Below are 17,413 nucleotides of genomic sequence, written 5' to 3'. Positions count from 1 at the left end.
GAAGAAATCGGATGTACGACGGGCATCTAATCCAGTTCAGGCGCCCTTGCGAATGGGTGGCCATTCTCCAGCAGGGACGATCAAGGAGATACACGATGAGCAAGACCAGGCTTACTCCGCAGCAGGTCATCGAGATCGCGAACAAGCACTCGCAGGAGGCTGAGCGCATCACGAGCGAGCAGCGGACCCTCCAGAACAACATCAACACGCTGACCTCGATCAACTCGGGCGCCATGATCCAGAAGCTGATCACGGTCCACCAGGAGTGGGACGCCAAGACCAAGGAGATCGTCTCGACCCTCAACGAGATGGCCACCACGCTCAGCCGTGCCGCCAACACCCTGCAGTCCACGGACGAGGCCGGCTCGTTCTGATCTCCCTCCAAGCCCGTTCTTCTTTCCGTTCGTAACAAATTCTTCAGGAGTGAACCGTGACCGGAGCGATCGTTTACGACTACCAGGCGCTTGCCGACGGCGTGCGTCAGATGCAGACCGCCAACGCGAACATCGAGGCGAACGTCAAGGCGCTGACCCAGCAGGTGCAGAACCTGATGGAGTCGTTCGACGGTGAAACCGCGAAGCAGTACAACACGTGCGCCGACCGGATCACCCAAAAGCTGACTGAGAGCAACGAGGTGCTCAACCAGATCTCGGTCAACCTGAACAAGAACTCGAACAACATGCACGACAGCGACCGCTCGACGGCTTCCACGTTCAACTTCTGAGGTGCGCCGGTGGTGCCGGTCCGCTCTCCGGCCGGCACCACCAGCCCCGCTTCGACGAAAGGCGAGCGACATGGCCAACGGTGGCACCAAGACGACCATCGACCCGGAAGCCGTGCGGGCGATCGCCGCTCGCATGGGCGTGTTGATGGACGATCTCGGCCCTTTCCAGCAGCTCCTCTCACTGCCCGCACACGCGGGCAACTTCTCCACGGCGACGTGGCTGGAGACGCTGCTGGGAGATCGCAAGAAGAAGCTGTCGCTGCACGCGGAAGAGCTGAAGAAGCTCATGCACGACGTGCAGGGGAGCCTGGAGAAGGCCTGCTCGAACCTGGAGCAGACCGACAAGTGCAACGCCGACAGGCTCTAGCACCCGGTGGCAGTTGACCGTCAGCGCCCCTGGTGCTGGCGGTCGCTCGTTTGTGGACGGTCGTGGTGCGGGAACTCGACTTGGTGAGGGCGGTTCGGCGTGACAAGTCCTGAAGGCACTGACCCGGCGGCGGCTGGCGGTGGCCTCGACGCCGACAGCATCCAGTCGCTGGCCCAGTTCAAGGCGATGGCGGGAGACGCGCTCAACCCCGGCGCGCCTGCCTCGTTCGACGCCCTGGCCGTCGGGTTCAACGTGGCGAGCGATCGGTTGTTGCAGTTCCGCCGGTCCTTCTGGGACGAGACGACCCAGATGGGCGAGGCGTTCACGGGGTTCACCGGCGACCAGTTCCAGAGCTTCGCCGACGACGTGGTCATGAAGCGGAGCCAGCTCGTCCAGGAAGCGGTGGAGCTTTACTCGAACGCGCTGCGAGGCGCCTCCAAGGCCCTCGTCTTCTTCCAGGCGAAGGTGGCCGAGATCGAGGCCCAGTTCGCCAACCGGGTCAAGGAGTACGGCAAGCAGGTCGTCAAGCTGGCCGACGCGATGGCGACGCTGGAGCAGGAGTTCGACGCCGGCGCGTATCTCAGCGCGGTGATCCAGCGCGACGAGCAGAACAACCTGTTGCCGGAGCTGCGCAGGGCGCTGCTCGATCTGTCGTCGAGCTACCAGAGCACCGGTAACAGTCTCACCGATTTCCAGAGCAACATCGTTTCGCCCGGCGCCGGATCCGGTGGGACTGGTACCGGTGGTGGCAGCAGCACCGTCGACGTCGATGGCGACGGCGTCGTCGACATCTCGAACGGCATGCCGCCGTTCTTCGGTCCTCCCACGGGGGGACCGGGGAAGAGCGGCGGTCAGGGCACAGATGCCGCCGCGGGTGGCGGTGGCACGGGCTCCGGTGCGAACTCCAGCGAGCGGGAGACCGATCCGGTCGCGAAGAAGGCCGTGGAGGACGCCAAGAAGGCCGCTCACGACGCCATCCAGAAACTGATCGACGAGACGAAGGGCGACTCGCCGGAGGCGCAGGCGCGCCGCGAGGCGTTGCGGCAAGCCCAGGAGGCGCTGGACAACGGGCTCGGCCTCGGAGGCGGCAGCGGTACCGGCGGAACGGGCTCGGCCGTCACGGATCCGGTGCGACGACAGGCGATGGAGGACGCGAGGCGGGCCGCCACCGATGCGATCAACGACCTCGAACGCCAGTCCGGCACCGGTGATCCGACACGGCAGGAGGCGTTGACGCGGGCGAACCAGATCGCCAACGACGCGATCACCCAGCTGCAGAACGGTGGGACCGGTGGTGGCGCCGGCGCGGGTGCCGGTGGGACGGGTGGTGGTTCCGGCGCGGGTGCCGGTGGTGGCGTGGGCACGGCCGGCGCCGCGGGCGGCGGTGGTGGCGTGGGCTCCGGTACGAACTCCAGTGAGCGGGGGAACGATCCGGCCAGGCAGAAGGCCATGGACGACGCCAGGAAGGCCGCGAACGACGCCATCCAGGCGCTGACCGACCAAACGACGGGCAACTCGCCGGACGCACAGGCGCGCCGTGAGGCGCTGGAGGAAGCGCGGCGGGCGATCAACGACTCCTTCGGGGGCGCCGGCGGGGGCGGTGTCGGCGGAGGTGGCGCCGGTGGGAGCGGTGTCGGTGGGGGCGGCGGGAAGACGCCGTCGTCGACGGATCCGGTGCGGCAACGAGCGTTGGAGGACGCAAGGAGGGCTGCGGGCGAGGCGATCAACGCGCTCTCCAACGAGTCCGGTGGGGGAGGAGGCTCCGACCCGTCGCGTCAGCAGGCCTTGGCCGATGCCAACCGGATCGCCAACGAGGCCATCAACCAGTTGCAGAATCCCTCGCTCGGCGGCGGCGGCGGGGCGTCTCCGGCGACCTCGTCGAACGGTCCCGGCGGCACCGGCACCGGCACCGGTGGCGGCAGCGGCAGCGGCACTGGTGGCGGTGGAAACGAGGCGGCGCGGCAGGCGGCGGCACGTGCGGCGGAGGAAGCCAAGAACGCGCTGAACGGCCTGTCCGCCGGCGGCGGCAGTGGTGGCGGCGGGACGAGCCTGATGTCGGACGGGCCTACCGGCGGTGGCGGCGGCACCGGCGGCGGCGGTGCCGGTAGTGGAGCGGGCGGCGGTGCCGGTGGTGGAACCGGTGGAGCCGGTGCCGCGGGCGCGGAACGGGCGCGGCAAGCGGCTGCGGCTGCGGGCGCGGCGCGTGAGGCGATGTCCGCGATCGATGGTCTGGCCGCTGGTGCCGGTGGGGGCACGGGTGGTGGCGCCGGTGGCGGCATGGGTGGTGGCGCTGGTGCCGGCCTTGGTGCCAGCGGTCTCGGCGCCGGTGCCGGCAGCGGCGCTGGTGGTGGTGGTGCTGGTGGCGGCGCCGGTGGTGCGGGTGGCGGTTCCGGTGCTGGTGGTGGGACTGACAGTGCGAGTGCGGAGCGGTCGCGGCAGGCGGCTGCGGCTGCGGGTGCCGCGCGTGAGGCGATGTCCGCGATCGATGGTCTGGCCGCTGGTGCCGGTGGCGGCACGGGCGGTGGAGGTGCTGGCGGCGGCGCTGGTGCCGGCCTTGGTACCAGCGGTCTCGGCGGTGGCGCTGGTGGTACGGGCAGCGGTGCTGGTGCCGGCGGCGGTCCCGGTGGTGGTGCTGGCGGTGGGACTGACAGTGCGGGCGCGGAGCGGTCGCGGCAGGCGGCTGCGGCTGCGGGTGCCGCGCGTGAGGCGATCTCCGCGATCGACGGTCTGGCCGGTGGTGCCGGCGGTAGTTCCGGCAGTGGTTCCGGCAGTGGTGCTGGTGTCAGCCTCGGTGACAGTCGTCTGGGTGGCGGTACTGGCGGTTCCGGTAGCGGAACCGGGCACTCCGGTTCGCCTTCCGGTTCCGGGGACGGCGGAGCCTTGGAACGGGCGAGGCAGGCGGCCAACCAGAGCGCGAGCGACGCGATCGAGCGGATCCGTCAGATCGGCAGCGACTCCGGTCTCGGCGGTGGGTTGCCGCTGGACGGCAAGTCGCCGCTGGCGAGCTTCCTGTCCGGCGATGCCGCCAGTGGCGGCGGGTACGGCACCGGTCTCGGTGGCGGTACGCCGCGGTTCGGTGCCGACGGCAGAGTCGCGGCGACGGCCGCGGAGATCACTGCCGCCGCGCAGCAGAAGGGCTACCAGGTCCCCACTCGCAGCGGCGTGGTCGGCGTGCCCACGACCATCTCGCGTGGCCCCGTCGGGCTCGACGCCGGCGCGGGAATGATGCCGCCGCCGATGGGTGGCGCGGGCGCCGGAATGGGTGCCGGGCAGGAGAAGAAGGACCGGGAACGGACGGTCTGGCTCACCAGCGACGGCAAGGACTGGGAAGAAGACGACGAGAACTGCGCGGGGCCATCGACCCTGGGACGGAGCTGAGCAATGGCGACGCGGAACCCCGACCTCGCGATCGCGGGCGAGATCAGGAACATGAACTTCGACCAGGTGCGCGCACGGGTGGCGGCGGCGGACCCGCACACCTTCTACCGCAAGGCGGCCGCGTTCGAGCAGGCGGCGGAACGACTCGAACTGTTCGGTGACCTGCTGCGCCGGTACCGGGCAGAGCTCGAGTCGGTGTGGCACAACGGCGACCCGCGGCAGTTCGAGTGGGTGGACCGGATGCTCCGGCACGTCGACGCGCTGACCGCGGGCCTGCGGGAGCCGAGCTACCCGGCGGCGTTGCGTCACATGGGCGATGCCGTCGCGCACAGCCAGCAACGTCTGCGCGGGCTCGAGAACCAAGGCGCCACCGTGCCCGACGAGAGCACGGTGCTCGCACGGGACGAACACGCGCGACAGGTCCTCGTGGATCTGTCCAGTTCGTACGTCCATTTCGGACAGGCGTTGACCGAGCTGCCCGAGCGCAGTGTGACCGGTGCACCGATCCAGCTTTCGGCCGCACAGGCCGAGGGGGCGGCGACTCACCACCTGATGGCGTCAGCGGGTGTGGGGCGTGGCAACGGTACGGGTACGACCGCGACGAAGAGCTCGCGCTCGGGAATCTCTGCGTCCCCTGTGGACGGTGGTGTGCCGCGCTCGGTCGCCGCGGAACCGTTCGGCAGGTTGTCCCACTTCGCCACGTCGCAGCCCGCTCCGATCAAGGCTGATCAGCCCGTGCAGTTCGGCGGGTTCGCGACCATGGCACTGCCGGCGGAAGGAGCCGTGCCTCTCCTCGCGTCACCCGCGCCCGCCGGTGACAACGCCAGGAAGGGCAGCTCCAGCAAGGCGGAGAAACCCGCCACCCTCCCGGTGTCGCCGCTCGCCGGCGCGACCGCCGCACCGCCGGCCACGGTCTCCGCGGAACCGGCGAGGGCGGCCGGTGCCGCACACCCCGTGACGGTTGCCGGGCAACCGGTGGCGACCGCCGCGCAGCCGGTTGCGACCGCAGGACAGCCGGTGGTTCCCGCGGTGACCTCTGGTGCCCCGGCGGCTCTCCAGTCCACGGGGGTTTCCCCTGTCATAACGGCCGCAGCGGCTCCCGCACCCGCCGCCGCGCCCTCCGCGCCCCCAAACTTGGCGTCCAGGCCGCCGCTCCCCGGTGAGTTCCCCGCGATGTCCACGTCAGTCGGTGGGTCCGCAGCCCCGCTGGGCGACGTGCACGCGGGAACGAGCTCCACCGCGGCGGCAGCTTCGACGGGCGCGGTTCCGCCACCTGCGGCCGTCGGCGCGGGCTCGATGGCCGGAGCGCCCGTGTCGCGTGTGGACAGCACGTGGCTGCGGGCCGATCCGGGCACGTGGTCCGCGAGCAACGCCCAGGGCGTGGCCGCACGGCCGGGCCACGGGACAGGCGGTGGTGGCTGTGCGCTGACCGGCGTGATCGGTCATTCGGAGAACGGGAAGGGCGAGGTGCGATGACGGACTTCGCGGACTGGATGGCCGAGTACCAGCAGCTCCAGCAGAGCAATGCGGCCATCACGGACGACTGGGTTCGGCTGCGTCGTGAGCTCGCGGATCTCCTGGAGGAGATCGAGCGGGAGGCCGCGGCGAACTCCGTCCAGATCCACAACGGGGAAGGTGAGACGCGATGACCGACTGGTTCTCCCAGTACCGGACTCTCGACGAGGCCAACGAGGCCGCGATGGCGTCGGTGGAACGCGAGCAGCGCAAGATCTCCGAGCTGACCCGCCAGATGGACGAGAACACGACGACGGTGCGGTCCAAGGACCGCTCGTTCACGATCGACTTCGACGGCCGCGGCGAGATCACCGGGTTCAACTTCCAGGGCACCAGGTACCGCACCATGGCGCCGGCCGAGTTCAGCCACCTGCTGGTGCAGACGATCAAGGCCGGCAAGGCCCTGTGCATGCAGAAGCTGGTGGACTCCATGGGGGACGAAGTCCTGCCCGGCGTCACCTTCACCGACCTCGCGAGCGGAAACCTGAGCGTCGAGGAGGTCTTCGAGAAGGTCGTCTCGCCGTTCCTCGGCGAGGAGTACAGCGACGGCATCCTCGGCCGCCCGGCCGCGGGCGAAAAGGAAGAAAAGCGCAATGGTTGACCGGACCTCCATCGACATCGAGGGCACGCGCGCGGTGATCGCGCGGCTCCAGGAGCTCGGCCTGAACTTCGAACAGGCGGCAGCGACCTTGAAGGACGCGGCGTCCCGATACGACGGCTGCTGGGGCAGCGACGAGTTCGGCGAGGCGTTCGCCAAGGCCTACGCGCCCAACGCCGCCAAGTCGATCGAGTACGTCTCCACGCTCGCCAAGAACCTCGGGCTCACGGGCGATGCCGTCACGAAGGCGATCGACAGGCTGGTCCAGACCGACACCGACAACGCCAGCCGCACCTGACGAGCTCCGTCGCGAGCCATCTGAGGAAGAGCTCCCGTGACCACCCACCTGCCTCCCGCGCTTCAGAGCTTGCTGAAGTTCACGGTCGGCATGCCCTGGCCGGAGGGCAGCGAGGGTGATCTCCGGGAGCTCTCGTGGCAGTGGGAGGTGATGGCGGGAGAGCTCGACGCGCTCAGCGCGCAGCTGCTGACCGTCTCGGGCGAGTTCTCCACCGTGATGGAGGGCGCCACGAGCGACGAGATCCAGAAGATGCTCTCCGGGACGTTCCGCGAGGGCGCCGGCCAGCTGGAGGAGCAGGCCAGGGCCTACGCCAAGATGCTGAAGAACGCGGCAGCGGACATCCAGAAGACCAAGATCATGATCGTCGGGATGCTGGCAATCCTGGCTGCGACGATCGCGTCGCTCATTGCTTCGCTGTTCGGTTCGTTCCTCGTCCCGGGAGTGATCGCGGCCGCTCGCGTCGGCATTGGTTTCGCGCTGCGGATGCTCGTCACCAGACTGATGCAGTACGGGCTCATGAACATCGCCAAAACCCTCGTCATCAGGACGCTGACGGGAGCGGCGTTCGGCACGGCGTTCATGGTGGGCCTCGACGGTGGCATCCAGGCCGGCCAGATCATCGCGGGCAAACGCGACGGCTGGGACCTGAACTCCCTGAAGGGCAGCGCGATCGGCGGCGCGATCGGCGGCGCCCTCGGCGGCCTGGGCGAAGGCGCCGTCGGCATCGTCGGCAAGTTCGGCCGCGACATCTTCCGGATGCTGCCCCGCAGCATCCGGGGCCTGAGTCCTCTGGCCAACACCATCGTCCAGATCCCGCTCGCGGCCCTGAGCAACCCGCTCACCAACAAGGCAACCGGCACCCCCGGCGGCGTGACGGACGGAATCTTCGGCTCCCTGGAACCAGGCGGCGGCAGCAAGGGCGCCAAGGTCCCCAGCGTCGACCCCGCAGTCGTCAAGCCGATCACCGTCCCGAACTTCACCGTGCCCAGCCTCGACCTCCCCACCACGTCGCCGTCGCCCGCCATCGACAACGGCACGCCGGTCGGCACCAGCTTCACGGCGCCGAGCGACACGTCTCCCGTCACCTCTACGCCGGTGCCCACTCAGAGCAGCCCGGTCACGACGGGTGGGGTGACTGGTGGCACGACGGGCGGCACGACGGGTGGGGTGACCGCTGACGTGACGACGGGTGGCGTGACGACCAGTGGTGGCACGACCGGCGCCGTTCGTGATCCCTCCAGCAGCACTCCCAGCACGGCCCGCGGCGGCATGTCCACGAGCGGCTCCGGCGCCACCACTCCCGTCGATGCAGGCGGCCGCCCGGTCACGACGAGCACGGCTCCGGCGACGAACACGGCACCGAGCACGGGCACGGCTCCCGTGGCGGGTGCGATTCCGGCAACGGGCGCCGCACCGAGCACGGGCACGGCTCCCGTGGCGGGTGCGATTCCGGCAACGGGCGCCGCACCGAGCACGGGCACGGCTCCCGTGGCGGGTGCGAATCCTGCGACGAGCGCTGCACCGAGCACGGGCACGGCTCCGGCGACGAGCACCGGCACGGCTCCCGCGACAGGCGCGACTCCGGCAACGAGCACCGCACCGAGCACCGGCACGGCTCCGGCGGCGGGCACGACTCCGGTGAGGAACACGGCACCGACCGCTGGCACGGCTCCTGCGGCGGGCACGACTCCGGCCACCGGCACCGCTCCCACCGCAGGCACCGCGCCGACGACGGCTACAGCTCCGTCCACGGGTACCGCGCCGACCACAGGTTCGACGCCGGCGACGGGTGCCTCTCCGATCACGGGCACCGTTCCGACCACGGGTATGGCGCCGGCGACGGGCGCGACCCCGGCGACGGTAACCGCACCGACCAGCGGCGCCGCTCCCGCGACGGGCACCGCTCCGACCGTGGGCAGCGCGCCGGCGACGAGCACCACGCCGTCCACGGGCACGGTTCCGACGACGAGCACGGGGCCCGCGACGGGCACCGCTCCGATCACGGGCACCGCACCGGCAACGGGTGCGACGCCGACGACGGGTACTGCTCCATCCACGGGCACCACGCCGACTGCGGGTGCTACGCCGATCGCGGGTGCAACGCCGTCCACGGGTGCGTCACCGATGACGGGCACTAGTCCGACGACAGGCACCGTGCCGACGACCGGCACCATGCCGTCTGCGGGTACGACGCCGACGGCAGGTACTGCTCCGGCGACAGGTGCCGCGCCGACCACGGGCACCACGCCGGCGACCGCTACCACGCCGTCCGCAGGCATCGTTCCGACGGCCGGTACGTCGCCAGCGACGGGTACCGCAACGACGGCGGGTATGACGCCGGCGGCAGGCGCCTCTCCGATCACGGGCACCGCACCGGCGACGAGTACGAATCCAGTGACGGGCACTGGTCCGGCGACAGGCACGACACCGATCACAAGCACCTCTCCGACGGCGGGTACGTCGCCGATCACCGGCGCGACGCCAGCCACGGGTGCGACGCCAGCCACGGGTGCGACGCCAGCCACGGGTGCGGCGCCAGCCGCGACCACGACGCCGGCCGCGACCACGACGCCGACCGCGGGCAATTCCCCGGCCACGGGTGCGGTTCCGCCGGGCGGTTCCGTGGCGGGCGATCGGTTGGGCGTGGGGCCGGTCGAGGGGGCGACTGGTGGCAGGCCGGCCGACGGTGTGGCGGCGCCCGGTTCGGATGCGTCGCGGCTCGGTTCGGAGGCGGGGCCGGTCACGTCGAACTCGGTTGACGGGGCTGCGCCGCGTGGGTTGGACGACCCGCCGGTTCCGTCGGGTGGGGGCGATCGCCAGCCGCTCGGCTTCCGGGAGGGTGGCGACCCGGCGGTCGAGGGCGAGGAGGGGCGCGCGCCCGACGGTGGAGAGCGGGTTGTTCCGCAGGTGCCGGGTCGCGTGGTCGAGGCGCCGGCGCTCGAGCAGCACGCCCACGACGGCTCGCAGGTTCCGGTGGGCGGCAAGCTGGGCGTGGAGAACGTTGGTGCTGATCAGCGTGGCGACGGTGCGGGCGGATTCACGCCGGTGGCCGGTGGCAGGGTGGACGGGCAGGACGTTGGTGCGCGGCCCGATCAGCGTGGGGCTCGTCCCGAAGTGGGCGGGCGGCCGGATGCGCAGTTCGGTGGGGCTCGGCCGGATCAGCAGGTGCCCACCACGGGGGTGCGGACGGAGGCCCAGGCGGTTCGTCCGGACGTTCCCGTCGCCGGTGCTCGGCCGGAGACGCAGGCGGGGCCCGGTCAGTCGACGGGTGGTGCTCGTCCCGCGGACGGTGGGCGGGCAGGCAACGTCACGGATTCGGTGCGCGACGGGCAGCAACCCGGCACGCGCTCGTCCGGGCCGGGTGCGGCGCCGCAGGATCGGGTTGTCACGACGTCCGACGGCGCACCGGTGGCCGAGCGCACTCCGGATCCCGGCCGTCAGCAGTCCGGTGTGGACGGACCCGAGGCGAGTGGCCGCACGGACGAGGCGGCCACGCGCCTGGACGAGCCGTCGACCACGCACGAGCCCGAGATCACCCCAGCGCGAGAAACACCCCCGGACCCGGCCACCCCGGACCCGGCGGATCTCGTCCAGCGGACGCGGTCGGAGCGGCCCGTCGTCGACGGCGACATCGACGGCACGGCGGTGCGGAAGGCGATCATCGACCAGCTCGGCCTCAAGGACACCGACCGGGTGTTGCGCGAGGCGATCGAGACGCACTTCTCCGACGAGAACCTCAAGGCACACTTCCACCGCGCCGCCGACGGTGGTGTGGTCGTGGATCTCGGGGTGAAGACGCGGCAGGCGCCCCAGGTCAAGATCGAGGTCGTCGGTGTCGGCAGCGGGCGCGACGTCCAGCCGAAGGCGACCGACTTCGCGAACAAGCGCACGCGCACGCCGTCGGAGCAGTCGGTGACCAGCGAGCGGTCGCCGATCATGGCCGACGCGCGCAACTTCCGGGTGCCTACGCCGTTCGTCAACGTCACGCTCAGGCTCGCGGGTCTGTTCAACCAGCCGTCGACGTCGATGGCGGCGAAGCTCTCACGCGGCCTGAAGACCGAGGTGACCGAGACGGGCCTGCGTGCCGAACGGTCCGTGCACGACGTCACCTTCAAGCTGACCGTGCGCGAGCCGCGGAAGTGGCCGTGGCTGAAGGGGCAGACGAAGACCGACGCGGTGTCGGTGGACGTGCCGCTGGTGTGGCCGCGCCGGGAGGTGGCCGAGCCGCCGTCACAGCCCATCAGGCCCGAGCTGCGGCCGAGGGACATCGCGCAGGTCGAGATCAACGGCCTGCACAAGATCTACAACGAGGTCGAGCGGGCGCTGGCGAAAACGGAGCACTTCCCGGTCGGGCATCCCGGTGCGCGCAGGTTCCGCGACTGGCTCGCCACCCTGCCGGACCGCGGCACCGAGCTGCTCACCGGCGAGCCGGTGCGCGAGACGTTCAAGCTGCCCGGCAGTCGTGAGCGGGTCGAGGTGTCGATCGCGGTCGTGGACACGCAGGCCGTCCGTCCAAAAGAGACGGTCGACGGCAGGATCGTGCGAACGCACGACACCAGTTACGAGGCGACGTCCGGGCAGTCGGTGAGTCTGCGCTGGGGCGGCGGTCTCTTCGTCCAGGCCGGTGACATCACAGGTGCGCTGGGCGGCGGCGCCGGACCGCTGCTGTACAAGTACGCCACCACGACGACGGGGAGCAAGACCACCGCCAAGGGACGGCAGGAGGTGACCAGCACCTACACCGGACCCGTCGAGACCCAGCAGGTGCGGTTCTCCTACGTGGTGCAGGCCGGCTCCCACCGCTTCAAGATCGACGCGGACGGCACCGTGTGGAGCAGGCCGGAGGGGGCCGTCGAGGAACCGGTCCGGCACACCGCCGAACCGGAAACGCACGCCGTGCCCGAGACGGTGGACCTCGACCGCGCGCTCCACCAGCTGGACGTGATCCACACCCTGCCGGAGGAGACGGTCGCGGGCATCGTCGGCCCCACCCTGCACCGGTTGTGGGTCGAGGGTGTCGTGCGCTCGAAGGACCTGGGGCCGTTCGAGCAGCGGCTGCGGCAGTTCGTGCACGACCACGCCAGGGAGATCGGCAGGGGCGAGCCGGTCCGGCTGCCCGTCAGCTCGTGGGCTCCCGACGCGCCCGACGTGTTCGTGACGACCCGGCCCGTCACGGCCGAGGCCCGGTACGGCGGCGTGGTGCCCGGCGAGACGGCGAAGACGGTGACTTCGGTGTCGCGCAAGGAAAGCGTCGACCTCACCAAGTCGTGGGACACGACCGGCGGCGTCTCCGGCTACGTCTTCGACGGCCGGGTGAAGAACTACAAGGCGGGCAACGCCTACATCTACGGCAAGCACAGCACCAAGAACGTCGAGAGCCTCACCCACGAGATCGGTGTCGAGCGCAGGTTCGACGGCGAGAAGCCGCTGCACCGCACCAGCTACCCGATCGAGATCGAGGTCGCGCTCGGTGACCGCTGGGCGGCCAACGGCGAGAAGGTGCACACGTTCCGCGGCGAGGCCGACGTTCTCGTTCCCGAGCGCCCTGCACCCGTGCCCGACGACACGACGAGGCACCGCCGCGACAGCGTCGACGAGGAGACGGCGCCGCGCTGGGAGAAGATCGACGACACCGCCGGCTGGCGGGCGGCGTCGAGGATGGGCACGCACCGCGCCGCCTACCTGCCACCGGTGTTCCAGCTCGACTCGCTCAAGCCCGTGCCCGACCTCGTGCCCACGGTGGCGCGCATGGTCGACGAGGAGCCGGGGAACAAGGTCGCGGGCTGGGGCAGGCGGGTTCTGTTCGGCAACCGGCCGGCCAACATCGACCAGCACAAGCCGAACAACCTGGCCGGCGCCGACCTGAACACACCGGACGAACGCACCGCGGCCAGGGAGGCGCTCGAGGCGTTCGCCGAGCTCCCGGCGCGGGCCGGGCGGTTCGACCGGACCGCGGTGTTCAAGGACAGCGTGGAGCTGCGGACCTACAACCGGCCCGGTCTGCTCGGCGACCGGGAACGCGTCGTGCGCGTCGACCTGTCCGCGGACCTCACGAACCCCCGCGTCCTCTCCGTCGACACCACGCACCAGTTCTCCGCCTCCGAGGTGGTGGAGCACGGCCAGACCGCCGACCGGCAGAAGGGAACCGGCTTCGAAGTCGGTGCCGGCGCTGTCGACGTGCCTCCGCTCGGCCACAAGTTCACCAACGTCGTCGCGGTGGGCGGCGGCGGAGTGAACTACATGAGCAAGCAGGGCTCGACCGAGGGCACCGGCGTCAAGGAGTCCGTGGTCCACACGCGGACCGAGCGCGCCTACCTGGTCGCGTTCGACGCCACGTACGACGTGCACACCAGCAAACGGCAGCGCTGGCACGACTTCCTCGGCGGTCAGCACGACGGCCGCAGCACTTCGGACGCGATGCGCGTGCACGTGCCGGACGCCGCCACGGCGTGGATCCCCGCCAGCGAGATCCACCAGATCGGCCTGCTGCGCGACGCGGACCTCCAACACCTGCTCCCCGAGGAGGTGAAGGCCTACCGGCGCACGAACGAGGGCGAAACCGACTCCAGCCCGGACCGCCGCTCGGACGACTCCGGTGCGGGCGAGGAACAGAGTCCGCGCCAGGACAACACCGATCTCGACGTCGCCGCGCCCTCCAACGTGGGCCGCGGCAGCGGCCGGGTCGAGCTGCACCGGCTGGAGGCGGGCAAGGAGCTGCTCTTCCAGATCTCCAGCAGGATCGACGAGTGGTCGATCGAGCAGGGCGCCAGGAGCGTGCCCGCCTCGGTCGTCGAGCTCGCCCAGGAGGTGCTGTCCTCGCCCCGGACCGACCTCGTGAGCCGCGGCGCGGGCGACTTCGGCTCGATCAACGACCGGCTCGTCAACGACGTGCTCGGGCCGACCCTGACCGGTGCGGAGTTCGGCCCGGCCCTGCGCAGCATGCTGAACGGCGGCCTGCCCGTCTTCCTGCCCGCCATCAACGTCTTCGGCCGCGTCGAGCAGCTCGTGGTGCTGCGCGCGAACCTCGGTCCCGGTGAGTTCCACCGCGTCGCCTTCGACGAGACCGTCGAGGCCCAGACGGCGGCAACCCGGTCCTCCGGCTCCTCCACCGGCTCGACGTGGGCCATGGACTGGGGTCTCGGCGGGCAGGTCGCGATGGGCAAGAAGGGACTCCCCGCCGGCGGCTCCGGCCTCAGCATCGGCGGCTTCGGCGACACCGCGACCACCCGCACCGTGACGCACGAGCACGGCGAGACCGTGACCGCCAAGAGGTCCTTGGACGCCGTCGAGTTCCTGCACGACCTGCACGTCACGATGGACGTCTACAACTACTCGCGGGCCACGAAGTTCCGCCGCCTCTTCCCCGGCGGCACCTGGTACGAGAAGCCCTGGTCCACCGACTTCACGCTGCCCGCCGCGGTGCGTTCGGTCGTGCCGAAGGACGAGACGGTCCCGGTCGACGGGCAGCAGACACCGGCGCAGCGGGAGGCCACCGGGTCGCTGACGGAGTGGCAGCAGGCGCAGGAACTGCCCGCGGGACTGAAGGAACAGACGCCGCTGCACGTACGGCCGTTCGACTCGCCCGCGTTGCACGAGGCACTGGACGTGCTTGCGCGCGGCGACGGCGAACGACCCGTGCTGCACCCGCGCGCGATCCACCAGCTGCAGGCCGCGACCGGATCCCTGCCGCTGCGGGCGCACATCCGCGACCTGCTGGCCGGACAGCCCTACACCGTCAAGATCACGTCGGATGCGGTGCGACAGGTCGACATCACGGCCGACGTGGTGAAGCGGGAGCTGATCGGCCCGGTGCGGACCGAGCTGACCACCAAGGTGTCGGACACGGACACCACCAAGGTCAGCACGGTCACGAATGCCCAGACCGGCCTCATGCCGGCGGCCACCGCGAGTGCGGTGCACCTGGACAACGCCCAGCAGCGGCCCGGCATCAACGTGATCGAGAACTTCATGAAGGCGGTCGACTACAAGTCGACGGCCGAGCAGACCGTCAAGACCACCAAGGAGACCTCGTCGTCGGACGGCGACGGGCAGCCCGCCAGGACAGACGAGCGCTACCTGGTCCGGCTCACTCCGCAGTGGACGGTCACGCCCACGTTCCGCAGCTCGAAGGCGCCCCGGGCGTGGACGGAGCCGGTGCGCACGGCGGTGGACAGCCCGATCGTCGTCGAGACCGACCGCGCCGGCCTCGAACAGCTCGGCCTGGCCGATCCGACGCCGCCGGCCGCGGACCCCCGGCCGCGGAAGTCGCTGATCGACTTCCTGAACGAGCCGATCGAGGAGAATCCTGCCGGGCAGCAGAGGACGATCGCCGACTTCCTGAGCGAACCGGCGGACGCGAGCCCCCGGCGGGCGGACGAGGCCACCGGCACGTCCGGGCTCGACACGATCGACGAGGGCGGCGAGTCCGTCCTGACCCCCGCGGAACGGGACGCGGCGCCGGTTCGCGGGACCGTGGCCGAACTCGACCGGATGACGTGGACGGACCAGCGGCCGTTCGGGGTGGACCCGAGCGGGGAGATCCGCCACTTCGAACCGGGTGAGGTGCGGGTCCGGCCGTTGACGCGCAATGGTCAGGAGATCGGCCTGACCTTCCTGTCCGGCAAGGAAGGCGCGCGTTCGCTGAAGTGGGCGCAGGCACCGGCGGAGTCGCACCTGCGCGGCTACGTGCACCCGGAGACTTCTTCTGCGTTCCCCGGCCTTCGTGGCGCGGAACGGATCGTCTCGCCGTGGCGTGCCGACTCGACGTACGTCGCGGTGGGCGGTGGGGAGCACCACTTCGAGCTCCGGCTGGGCGACGGCACACCGCTGCGCGTGGACGGCACGACCTTCGCGAACGTGTTGTCCGGACTGGATTCCTTCCGCCGTCTGGCGGAGAACAACGCGGCCGCGTCGCTGGTCCTGCTGTCCGGTCGCAGCGGCTCCCTCGACGTGCCGGGTGGTGCGGCACGGGACTTCGAACGCGGGCTGCGGGCCGCCGCGCTGGACCACCTGGTGGTGGCGCCGACGACGGACGTGCACCTGCGCGGCCCGTTGTTCGGAGGCGCAGGGGCCTTGCTGGACCGCGGTGGCGAGACCGTGCTGGACCGCGGCGGCAGCTGGCGCGCGTTCCCGACGCCGGACGTCGTCGAGAACTCCGTGCTGCCCGCGACGATCGGTGACAGCCGGGTGCCGACCACCTTCCGCACCGGCGACGTGCGGGCCACCGGCATCCACCGCGCGGACGGCACGCCGGTGGGCGTCGCCTTCACCGTGGGCCGCGACCTGCGTGACGACGTGGGCGCCGTGACGTCGGTGCCGACCGGCACCACGCGCCGCTACGACGCCGGATACCCGACGGAAGAAGGTCTCGACGCCGCCGAGCTGCACGGTAGGGGGCGCTCCGAACCAGCGCCGTGGCCGGAGAACTCCTCGTACGTCTTCGCCCACGGCGAGGGCGACGCCGTGCACCTCGACCTCGTCGACGGCCGCACCGTCGAGGTCGACGGCGAGACTTTCGGCCGGGTGTTGAACGACCTGAAGGCGTTCCGCGACGGCACGGCACACACCGAGTCCCTCACGCTGATCTCGTGCGACACCGGCGTGATCCCCGGGGCGGGAGGCGTCGGGCACGACCTGCAGCGCGCGCTCAACCAGTTCGGCTACCGCCAGCCCGTGGTCGCGCCGACCCGCCAGGCGGGCACCTGGCGGCACGGCGACGGCACCTGGGAGCCGTGGATCGCCGACGCCGGCACCTGGGAGAGGTTCGCCTCCGACGACGCGCGGCAGCTCGGCGTGCGCAACGCGGACGGCGAGTGGACGTCGTTCACGCCTGCCGACGTGCGGTCCACCCCGGTGGTGCGCGACGACGGCAGTGTGGCCGGTGTGTCGTTCCGGCCGGAGGGAGCGGCCACTCCGGCAGGGCGGGCTTTCGCCGTGGACGTCGAGTCCACTTCGGACGGTTGGCTCACCGTGCACACCACCGACGGCACCGCGCTGTCGGTCGACGGGCCGACGTTCGCGCGGCTGGTCGCCCAGTCCGAGCCGTTCCGCACCGCGATGGGTGACGGGGAGCAGGTGCCGCTCGCGCTGGTTCCGTCGACGGCGGCGGAGGTGCCGAGCCGGCGCCAGGCTTTCCAGGACACCCTGCAGCGGGAGTTCGGCTTCCGCGAGACGGTGTACGAGATGCCGGTCGCGCGCGTCGAGACCGAGACCGTTCCCGGCACGTCAGGGAAGCCTGACGCCGAGCCGGTGCGGGCCGAATCGGACCCGCAGGTTGTGGAGAGGGACCGTGGTGAGGGCGAGTCCCAGCCGAGCCGGACGCCGTCGCGGCTCGACACGATCGACGAGGGTGACGAGTCCGGGCTGACCGTCGCGGACCGCGAGGCGGCGCCGGTTCGCGGCACGGTCGCCGAGCTCGACCGGATGACCTGGATCGACGAGCGACTCGCCGGCGTCGACCTGCACGGCGAGATTCGCCGGTTCGAGCCGGGTGAGGTGAGCGTCCAGCCGATCTCCCGGCGTGGTCAGCAGATC

The 17,413-nt window shown here is 71.0% G+C and carries 9 protein-coding genes (1 of these 9 running past the window's edge); all 9 read left to right on the top strand.

Annotation, left to right across the window (positions count from 1 at the left end; translation table 11 throughout):
- The first annotated feature begins 95 nt into the window (after positions 1–95).
- Complete coding sequence (locus tag ACFOWZ_RS27665; RefSeq protein WP_382376820.1) at positions 96–374, top strand: WXG100 family type VII secretion target; 279 nt, start codon at positions 96–98, stop codon at positions 372–374.
- 56 nt (positions 375–430) lie between these two features.
- Positions 431–724, top strand: a complete 294-nt coding sequence (locus ACFOWZ_RS27660; protein ID WP_382376819.1) for a WXG100 family type VII secretion target — start codon at positions 431–433, stop codon at positions 722–724.
- Between the two features lie 70 nt (positions 725–794).
- Positions 795–1,091: a hypothetical protein gene (locus ACFOWZ_RS27655; protein WP_382376818.1), complete on the top strand. Its 297-nt coding sequence runs from the start codon at positions 795–797 to the stop codon at positions 1,089–1,091.
- Between the two features lie 99 nt (positions 1,092–1,190).
- A complete protein-coding gene (locus tag ACFOWZ_RS27650; RefSeq protein WP_382376817.1) occupies positions 1,191–4,469 on the top strand; it encodes a hypothetical protein in 3,279 nt (1,092 codons plus the stop codon).
- 3 nt (positions 4,470–4,472) lie between these two features.
- Positions 4,473–5,945 carry a hypothetical protein gene (locus ACFOWZ_RS27645; RefSeq protein ID WP_382376816.1) on the top strand — a complete coding sequence of 491 codons (1,473 nt, stop codon included), beginning with the start codon at positions 4,473–4,475 and terminating at the stop codon, positions 5,943–5,945.
- Positions 5,942–6,118, top strand: a complete 177-nt coding sequence (locus ACFOWZ_RS27640; protein ID WP_382376815.1) for a hypothetical protein — start codon at positions 5,942–5,944, stop codon at positions 6,116–6,118. The genes ACFOWZ_RS27645 and ACFOWZ_RS27640 overlap by 4 nt, the downstream gene beginning before the upstream one ends.
- On the top strand, positions 6,115–6,585 hold the full coding sequence (locus tag ACFOWZ_RS27635; protein ID WP_382376814.1) for a hypothetical protein: 471 nt from the start codon (positions 6,115–6,117) through the stop codon (positions 6,583–6,585). Before ACFOWZ_RS27640 ends, ACFOWZ_RS27635 begins: the two co-directional genes overlap by 4 nt.
- Complete coding sequence (locus tag ACFOWZ_RS27630; RefSeq protein WP_382376813.1) at positions 6,578–6,880, top strand: hypothetical protein; 303 nt, start codon at positions 6,578–6,580, stop codon at positions 6,878–6,880. Before ACFOWZ_RS27635 ends, ACFOWZ_RS27630 begins: the two co-directional genes overlap by 8 nt.
- Before the next feature lie 36 nt (positions 6,881–6,916).
- A protein-coding gene (locus ACFOWZ_RS27625; protein ID WP_382376812.1) for a WXG100-like domain-containing protein crosses the window boundary here: on the top strand, positions 6,917–17,413 show its beginning. The gene runs 17,127 nt beyond the window's last position; 10,497 of the gene's 27,624 nt are visible here — the first part of the coding sequence; its start codon is at positions 6,917–6,919; the stop codon falls past the right edge of the window.

Source organism: Lentzea rhizosphaerae, from assembly GCF_042649515.1.
GTDB classification, from domain to species: domain Bacteria; phylum Actinomycetota; class Actinomycetes; order Mycobacteriales; family Pseudonocardiaceae; genus Lentzea; species Lentzea aerocolonigenes.
Note: the sequence above shows the minus strand (reverse complement) of the source record. Positions and strands in the feature narration are given on the sequence as shown.